Source organism: Acidobacteriota bacterium (assembly GCA_016196035.1).
Taxonomy (GTDB): Bacteria; Acidobacteriota; Blastocatellia; order RBC074; family RBC074; genus JACPYM01.
The window spans coordinates 1-8,664 of record JACPYM010000138.1; the positions used below are offsets into that span (position 1 = coordinate 1).

The following is an 8,664-nucleotide window of genomic DNA, read 5'->3' on the forward strand; positions in this document are numbered from 1 at the left end:
CGCGTCAGCGACGCTTGAATTCAGGCGTCGCTGACGCGACGCGGAACCGTTGCCAAGCTTTCCCGGCGTTGAAACGCCGGGCTAAAATCGGGTCGCCGCTACGCGGCTGCAAAACCACAGCTTTACATTTTTACCACTACCAAACTGTAAAGCCCAAACTGATGCCTGAATCCCGGTGCCTGACTCCTGATACGCTAAAAATGATGGCTGATTTTTTGCTTGTCAGGAGTCAAGCACCGGGATTCAGGCATCAGTTTGGTACCCGCTGGCCTTTGTTGCTCTTCAATTTTGGAGCTACTGAAGACTGACTACTGCCCGTGCCGCGCTTTCCACGCTTTCACATACCGCTCCGTCTTCGGATTGGCCTCGTTCCATTTCGGTTCGGTCGCGTTGTCGGCGATGGTCAGCAGGGCCAACGCGACCATGCGGTTGGTCTGGGCGAGATTGGGATAATTGATCTTGTCCCAATGATCGCCCACTTGATGGTAATCGGGAAAGATGAACGCGACACAGAGCGTGTGCGCGGGCACGCCCTGATCGGCCAGCGCCTGATTGTCGCTGCGCCCGAAAAACGAATCGCTGTTTTGCGGGTGCTTGTAAACGCGAATGCCGGTCAGTTCGCCCGCCTTTTCAAAAATCGGGCCGACATCGGTGTAATCGAAGCCGGTCAGCGTGGCTGTGCCCGTGCGGTCGCCTTCGCTGTCATCGGTGCGGCCTACGTGTTCCAGATTCACATCGGCAACGGTCTTTTCAATCGGGAAGATCGGATGGCGGCCATAGTAACGCGAACCCAGCAGGCCTTTTTCTTCGCCAAAGACGGTCATAAAAAGAATGCTGCGTTTGGGGCGCTCTTTGAGTTTGGCCAAAGCCGTGGCGAGTTCAATGACTGACACAGTGCCGCTGCCGTCATCATTCGCGCCGTTGTTGATGCGGTCGCCTTCGCCGCTGGCGCGCACACCGAGGTGGTCGTAATGCGCGGTGACCAGCACGCAGGTGTTTTGCAACACCGGGTCAGCGCCGCGCAGCAACGCGACGACATTTTTCAAATTGACCGGCTCGTCCTGTTTCAGCGCCAGCTTGAGCGTCAGCTTGGCCGTCGTTTCTCCGGCAGGCAAAGCATCAATCAGTTTGACGGCTTCGGGCGACTGAAGTTGCAACAGAGCAATGCCGGCGTTGCCCGCTGCTTCAGGATCAAGCAAGCGCCGCGCGCCGACGCCGCGCCCATTCGCCGACGCACGATCCAGCATGACAAAGAGCGCCGGTTTCGCTTCGAGCAACTTGCCCAGCGTCTCGCGGCTGTTCACCTGCGTCGCCGTCACGATCAGCACCCGGCCCGCCAGTTGTTCGGGTTTGAAGGCGGCCAGCGCTTCCGCCGCTTGCGTGTCGAGCCTGACGACGCCGGCTTGCGCGATGTCGTAAGCACGCACGCCAATCATCGTCACCTGATTGGCGGCGACAGCGATTTGCTGTTCGGCGTTTTGCACGGTCAGGGCAAAGCTGTTTGGGTCAGGCTCGGCCATACGCCAATGCGCAATTTGAAAATACGATTTCTGTCCCGCGGCATCAGGGTCGCCCACTGGTTCAAGACCCGCGCGGCGGAACTGCGCGGCGATGTATTCCGCCGCAATGTCCAAGCCACGCGAGGGTGTATCGCGGCCTTCCAGCAAATCTGAAGCGATGAACGACAGATGCCCGCGCAACGAATCTGCTGAAATACTGTCGAGCACAGCCTGCACGGCTGGCGCGATGGCCGGCGCGGGTGTGGGCGCGGGCTGCGCCGCCGCTTTGGCCTCTGGCGGGGAGGGTTTGTTTTGGGGTGCGGCACTGGCAACGTTCGCCCCGCTCAACCACGCCATCCCTAAGCTCGAAGCCAGCACGAGCGCCACGCAAATAAAGCGCGCTGAGACAGGGCGCGCCAATGTTCGAAGATTCATCTTGTTCTGCTTCCTTTTTGTATGACGATGTCGGGGCGGCTTCGTTCAACCGCCTGGGTGATCGAAATTCCCGCTTCGTAACGGTTCTATAAACCATCCCGCCGGAGAAGAAAAGCCAGCGTCAAGCGCCGCGCGCCTTGCTTGACAGACACACGGCCAATGCCTAAGATTCGCCCCGTCTTTGCGGCACATTCTCTTGCAGTTGCAAAGCGTTCTTTGCCGGATGGTGTAATGGTAACACGCCTGACTCTGGATCAGGATAGTCTAGGTTCGAGTCCTAGTCCGGCAGTAAAATAGCGGACTGAAATCAATCACGATTTCAGTCCGCTTTCATTTTGCGGCAACGGATGATCGGGGCATTCTCCATTCTCTGGCAGCGGAAATAGCTTCACAGCGGGTAGCACCCTGCCAGAGAATGGAGAATGAGGAATCACAGCCATCCTTATCGCAGTCGTCCTTATTTCAGCACGCGCCGAAACAACGCAATCGCTGCCGCAAACGCCTCGTCCGTGCATTCCGGGTCATAGGCCGCCCGGTCATCGCGCATAAAACCATGATCCGCCGGAAAGAGCCGCGCCTCATATTTCACGCCCGCCTGCGTCAACGCCGTCTCAATCACCGCGCGCCCCGCCGCCGGAATCAAGGGGTCGAGCGCGCCGAACACCAGCAGCAATTCGCCACGAATTTGTGCGGTTTGTTCGAGCGAGCCAGCCTGTTCGCCCAGCCCCAGCTTGCCGTTGTGCAACCAGGTCGGATAGAAGCAACTCGTTGCCTTGATTTCCGGTTGCAGCGCCGCGCGAAAGGCCGAATGCCCGCCCATGCAAAATCCGCCCGCGCCAAGCTGCCCCGGCAATACGTTTGGGTGTTGTTGCAAGTATCCGATGACCGCGCGGCAATCTTCATCAAAATGCGCGATGGGCGTCGCCAGTTGATTGCGCGCACCACGGGCGCGGCCTTCGTCATCCTGATTCAAGACGGTGCCAGCCGGTTCCAGACGATGAAAGAATTCGTGCGCCGCCACGACGAAGCCATACCCCGCCAGCCGCGCGCAGGCCCGCGCCATCGCCCCGCTCAATTGAAAGATGTCCGAGAAATAAACGACACCCGGATATTTCCCGGCGGCGGCGGGTTGCGTCAACAGCGTGCGCATCTGTTTGCCCGCGACTGCGATTTCCACGTATTCAGCTTTGATTTGCATCTCGGTTCTTCAGTACCTGGCTTTTACGCAGCGGAAGCCCACATTCGAACTGCCGCTGTCCACCGCGCCCTTGCCGCGACTGCCGACCAAGTAGCGCACGCAATACTGATCACTGCACAAAAACGAACCGCCCTTTTGCACGCGCTTCGGCACGCCCGGCTCCTGCGGATCAAGGCTGTCGGACGGGCCTTGCGGATTGCGCGCCGTACCCTGGGCGGCCTGTTGTTCAAAGTAATCGGGGCGGTACCAATCCGCGCACCATTGCCAGACGTTGCCGCCCACGTCGTAAAGCCCAAATTTATTGGGCGGAAAAGCTTTGACCGGCGAAGTCGCGGCGAAGCCATCCTCGACCAGATTCCTGTTTGGGAATTGTCCTTGAAAGATGTTGGCGGGCCAATGTCCGCCGGGTTTCAGCTCATTGCCCCACGCATAGAGTTTGCGATCCAGTCCGCCGCGCGCGGCAAATTCATACTCCGCCTCGGTCGGCAAGCGCTTGCCCGCCCATTTGGCATAAGCCACGGCGTCATCCCAGGCGACGTGCACGGCGGGATGATTCTCGCGGCCTTTGGTCGAACTGCCAGGGCCTTCGGGATGTTTCCAACTCGCGCCTTTGACGTACTTCCACCAGGCATACGGATTGTCGAGCGGGATCTGCTCTTTGGGTGGCGAGAAGACCGCCGAGCCGGGCACCAGATTTTCGGCGGGCGCACCGGAGAAATCTTTGGGATCGGGCTGGCGCTCGGCTATCGTTTTATAACCCGTCGCTTTGACGAATTGCTCGAACTGCGCATTGGTGACCGTGGTTTCATCCATCCAGAAACCATCCACCGTGACCAGATGCACGGGCAGCGCATCCGGCATCTCGCATGTCTCGCAACCCATCCAGAATGTCCCGCCGGGAATCCAGACCATGCCTGCGGGTGTGGGGCCGGGCGGCGGCGTGGGGTTGATGCCGGTGGCGGCGGCGCTGGCAGCATCAGGTTGCACAGGTGCGGGCGCTGCTGAATGTTGGCCTTCGTGACTGGCTGGGTGCGCCGCTTCAGTTCCTTCACCAGATTGGCGACACGCCGCACCAAGCAGCAAACTAATGATCAGCGCGCCTGCAAGACATATCCTCAGCCCCAACGGGGCGTCATTCGATAGCCCAGGGCAACGCCCTGGGTAACAGAACGGAAATGATATAAGCCCTGAAAGGGCGCAATAGCTCTGGTGGAATTTGACTGCAAAATTTGTATTTCGCCCTTTCAGGGCTTGCGACAACTGCGGGCTTTCCCCAGGGCGTTGCCCTGGGCTTTCATATCTCGCCCCGTTGGGGCTGAACAAGCGACATATGCGTTTGCTTGTGGATGGTTTGGTTTTCGCGAATCGTAGAAGTTGTTTCATGTCGAATTTACTTGGCCGCCGGCACCTTCCATTTTGGATCGGCCACATGCGCCTGTGCCATCAATGCCGCCGCGCGCTTCACCAGTTCAGGCCGGGCGGCAGCCAGACCATGCGTTTCGCCCAGGTCGGCTTTCAAATCGTAAAGCTGCACTGGCCCCGTCAACATTGGTTCGCGGATGGCTTTCCATTGCCCAAAGCGCACCGCTTGGCGGCTACCTTGTTCGTAAAATTCCCAGTACAGATATTCGTGTTGCGGCTGTGGCTTGCGTTGCAACGCGGGCCAGAAGCTGAGCGAATCCAGCCCCGGCGGCAACGGCTGGCCGGTCAGTTCGCAGGCCAGCGCGAAGACATCGCCGAAATAACCGACGTGATCCGACACCGTGCCCGCCTTGATCTTGCCCGGCCAGCGCGCGATGAAGGGGACGCGAATGCCGCCTTCGTACAGCGCGCGTTTGATCCCGCGCAACGGCCCGCTGGCTTTGAAAAAGTCCGGGTTGTTGCCGCCTTCCTGATGCGGCCCGTTGTCCGAAGCGAAGATCACCAGCGTGTTTTGCTCCACGCCCAGCTTGCGCAACTTGGCTAGCAAGCGTCCGACGTCTCTGTCCAGCCGCGCGATCATTGCGGCCTGGCCTTTGTCGGGCGACTTCCAATCCTGGCCGGCGTAATCACCGTACTCGGGCACTTCCTGCCCATCGTGCAAATCGCGGTTGGCTTCGTTGTTGGCGTGCGGCAGCGTGAAGGGCAAATAGAGAAAGAACGGCTTGTGCGCATTCCAATCCAGCCACTCAAAGGCCTTGTCCACGATGACGTCGTGCGAGTATTGCCGCTTCTCTTTGGCGTAACCCGCGCCGTTCGCCTCTTCGCGTTGCGGCACGTTGAGCAGCGGGTAGCGTTCGCTGTTGTGAATCAAGAACGAAGGGAAGTAATTGTGCGCGTGCGTCTGGTTGAGATAGCCGAAGAATTCGTCAAAGCCCTGCTTGTTCGGATGTCCCGGCGTGCCGATTTCGCCCAAGCCCCACTTGCCGAACATGGCCGTGCGATAGCCCGCGTCTTTGAACACTTCGGCCAGCGTCTTGTCTTCGTCGCGCAAGGTCTGCAAGTCGCCCCCACCGTTGCCGCGCACCCAGGTGTGGCCCGTGTGCTGGCCCGTCATCAAGACCGAGCGCGACGGCGCACAGACCGTCGAACCGGCATAAAATTGCGTGAAGCGCATGCCTCCCGCCGCCAGTTTATCCAGGTTCGGCGTCTTGATCTGTTGCTGGCCATAACAACCCAAATCGCCGTAGCCCAGATCATCGGCGAGGATGAACACGACGTTGGGTTTGAGCGGCTGGCCGGCGGGCGTTTGCGTGTGGGCCAGCCACAACGGATTGCTGCCAGCCAATCCCAGCAGCATGAAAAAGAGGGTTCGACGGATTTGCATTGTGCTTGCGACCTAGCGGTTGTGGATTGCAGCAGTGATGTTCACTACGGCTGATGTTAGGGCATCCGGCACGCGTGTCAAGTTGAGGACTATTGACCAGGACTTAGGCAAAGATTTGCCACAGAGGCACAGAGGCACGGAGCAAGACGGAGAACGTTGCCAACACGGTGAAAAAGCTCTGTGCCTCTGTGCCTCTGTGGCTAACTTGTTCGTGGCTTGCGTAAGTCCTGTTGACTTCACTCGGAGGCTGCCTTAAAAGCTTGCTTGTCTTTGCTGGCCGTGTTCCCAACACAAATTTCATCACATCGTCTAGGAGGTTTTCGCTTTGTCACGTAACGATCACAACAAGAGGAAAGGCTATGTCCCGAAGGATGCCCGTTCGTCATCATCATCGGAGTCAGGCATCAACTGGGTCTTTTATGGCGCGCTCTTTCTGATTGCCGTCGCCATCGGCACTTATTTGCTGACGGGCCGTGGCGGTTCTGAAGTCGAAACGCCTTCTGGCTTGAAATACGTTGATCAGAAAGTCGGCGACGGCGCGAGTCCCGCGCCCGGCAAAATGGTCACGGTGCATTACACCGGCACGCTGGAGAACGGCACCCAGTTCGACAGTTCAGTCGGGCGCGGCCAGCCGTTCACCTTCAAAATCGGCACCGGCTCGGTCATCAAAGGCTGGGACGAAGGCGTGATGTCCATGAAAGTCGGCGGCAAACGCAAACTCATCATCCCGCCCGATCTCGGTTACGGCAAGATGGGTAGCCCGCCGAAAATTCCCGGCAATTCCGTTTTGCATTTCGACGTGGAATTGCTCGACGTGAAGTAACGCCAGATAAACATCGGCGCGGCAGTCTCACGCCTTACTTGAAAGGTACACGGATCATGGCTCACGGCATGAACTATTGGACGCTGCTGGTTTTCGCGCCGGTGTTGGTGCTGGTGGGAGTGCTCGGTTTTGTCATTCCCGTCAGCAAGGCGCTGACGAGCGGCGCGGCACCGTACAACATCTTCCACATCATTTTCGGCTTGCTCGGTCTCGCCCTCGTTTGCAGCGGCAATGAAGCGTGGTACCGCGATTTCAATCTCGTTTTCGGTCTGATTGATCTGTATCAAGCCGTCGCCAGTTTCGCCAACCTCTTTCCCAAAGCGCAATTCAAATGGACGCGCGCCGATGACGTCTTGCACGTCGTCATCGGCGCGGCGTTAGTCTTGATCGGGCTTTGCGGCTCTTAGGTCTTCGGGCCTTGTAGAAAGCGCGACGGGCAAGTCCACAGCGGACTGTTAGTCCGCTGTGGACTTGCCCGTGCGCTAATGCCGGAAGCACTCGGCGGACTAACAGTCCGCCGTACATTTTCCCAGGAGGTTCCCATGTCCAAACTCACCCGCCGCGAAATGTTATTGAGCAGCGCGGCCCTGCTGACGACCGCGGCTTCGGAAATCGAAGCCAATGAGATCATCGCCGAGCTGGCCGCCTATGCGCGCCCCGCGCAGGTCGGCAAAGTGGATCAGTTGACCGACAACGTCTACTTTCACCAGGGCAACCTGCTGGCCGGGCATTGTAACAACGGCTGGGTCATCTTTGACGACTATGTGCTGGTGATTGACGCCAATTACCCGTCGGGCGCGCTCGAAATCCTGCCCAAGATTCGCGCGCTGACCGACAAGCCAATCCGCTTCGCCTTTGACACGCATCATCACGGCGACCACGCCTACGGCAATCAGATTTGGGTTGAGAACGGCGCGACGCCCGTGGCGCACACCGGCGTCGTCGAAGAGCTGAAAAAATATGAGCCGGGCCGTTGGGAAGATTCCGCCAAGACGCGCGCCGATGTGCGCGCCAGCAAACTCAAACTGCCCACGTTGCTCTTTCCGCACGAACTGTTTTTTGACGATGGCAAACGCCGCGTCGAATTGCACCACCTGGGCATCGCGCACACGCACGGCGATGCTTTTGCCTGGCTGCCCAACGAAAAGATTTTGTTCTCCGGCGATGCCTGCGTGAATGGCCCCTATAACTTCGTCGGCGACGGTGACACTGAGAAATGGTTGGGCACGCTCGAAGCCGCCAAAAAACTCGGCGCGAAAATCGTCTGCCCCGGCCACGGCCCGCGCGGCATCGAGATTGTTTTGGCCGAACAGCAACGCTTCTTCGCCAGCCTGCGCACCAGCGTCGGCAAACTGGTCAAAGCCAAAAAGGCCGGCGCGCAAATCCGCGACACCGTCACCCAGATCAGCACCGAACTCAAAGCCGATCAAACCATCGCGCGATACGTCGGCACCTCGCTCGCCGCCCAGGTCGAGAAGGTTTACACCGAGATGACCGGCCAGACCTTCCCCGCCGCGCAAAAGTCCGCGCTGAATGCCAAAGACCTGCACGCCCACGCGCACGGACGGACGCACGTGCACTTGGACGATCACGGGCATCTGTATATGCACGCGCATCACGCGTGAACTAGAGGTGTCCTTCAATATTTCGCGTGGGGTCGCAACGTAGCGGGTTAATAAACGGTGTGGCTTGAGTAGCGCAACCCTGCCGAGGTTGCGCGGCTTCCGCACTGGAGCTACTGGAAGCCGGGGTTGAAGTGTCTGAAGCCGCGCAACCTCGGCAGGCATTCGTTTCTACACAAGTCTCTTTGCCCTGCAAGGGCAGCATTCAATAGCCGTGGGCAACGCCCACGGTAGGCCGTCAGCAGGTTCTACGGCCCTGAAGGGGCCGGACTCGACGTCGA

The 8,664-nt window shown here is 59.0% G+C and carries 7 protein-coding genes and 1 tRNA gene; 4 read left to right on the forward strand and 4 right to left on the reverse strand.

The window, feature by feature from the left end; translation table 11 throughout:
• Positions 1-308: 308 nt before the first annotated feature.
• Entirely contained in the window at positions 309-1,934 is a 1,626-nt protein-coding gene (locus HY011_36425; protein MBI3428439.1) for a M28 family peptidase, read from the reverse strand.
• Positions 1,935-2,151: 217 nt separating this feature from the next.
• Between HY011_36425 and HY011_36430 the strand changes: the two genes are divergently transcribed.
• A tRNA-Gln gene (locus HY011_36430) sits at positions 2,152-2,223 on the forward strand.
• A gap of 168 nt (positions 2,224-2,391) precedes the next feature.
• Here the strand turns inward: HY011_36430 and HY011_36435 are convergent.
• From HY011_36435 to HY011_36445, 3 genes are read right to left on the reverse strand one after another with little or no spacing between them, the layout of a single operon-like run.
• Entirely contained in the window at positions 2,392-3,132 is a 741-nt protein-coding gene (locus HY011_36435) for a dienelactone hydrolase family protein (protein MBI3428440.1), read from the reverse strand.
• A gap of 9 nt (positions 3,133-3,141) precedes the next feature.
• Complete coding sequence (locus HY011_36440) at positions 3,142-4,515, reverse strand: formylglycine-generating enzyme family protein (GenBank protein ID MBI3428441.1); 1,374 nt, start codon at positions 4,513-4,515, stop codon at positions 3,142-3,144.
• 7 nt (positions 4,516-4,522) lie between these two features.
• Positions 4,523-5,938, reverse strand: a complete 1,416-nt coding sequence (locus HY011_36445; GenBank protein MBI3428442.1) for an arylsulfatase — start codon at positions 5,936-5,938, stop codon at positions 4,523-4,525.
• Positions 5,939-6,497: 559 nt separating this feature from the next.
• On the opposite strand from HY011_36445, the gene HY011_36450 reads away from it, so the two are divergent.
• The 3 genes from HY011_36450 to HY011_36460 all read left to right on the forward strand — a co-directional run bounded on the left by HY011_36450 (position 6,498) and on the right by HY011_36460 (position 8,386).
• A complete protein-coding gene (locus HY011_36450) occupies positions 6,498-6,761 on the forward strand; it encodes an FKBP-type peptidyl-prolyl cis-trans isomerase (GenBank protein ID MBI3428443.1) in 264 nt (87 codons plus the stop codon).
• 56 nt (positions 6,762-6,817) lie between these two features.
• The gene (locus HY011_36455) at positions 6,818-7,168 is read left to right on the forward strand and encodes a hypothetical protein (GenBank protein ID MBI3428444.1); all 351 of its coding nucleotides are present in this window, start codon (positions 6,818-6,820) and stop codon (positions 7,166-7,168) included.
• 135 nt (positions 7,169-7,303) lie between these two features.
• On the forward strand, positions 7,304-8,386 hold the full coding sequence (locus HY011_36460) for an MBL fold metallo-hydrolase (GenBank protein ID MBI3428445.1): 1,083 nt from the start codon (positions 7,304-7,306) through the stop codon (positions 8,384-8,386).
• Positions 8,387-8,664: the final 278 nt, after the last annotated feature.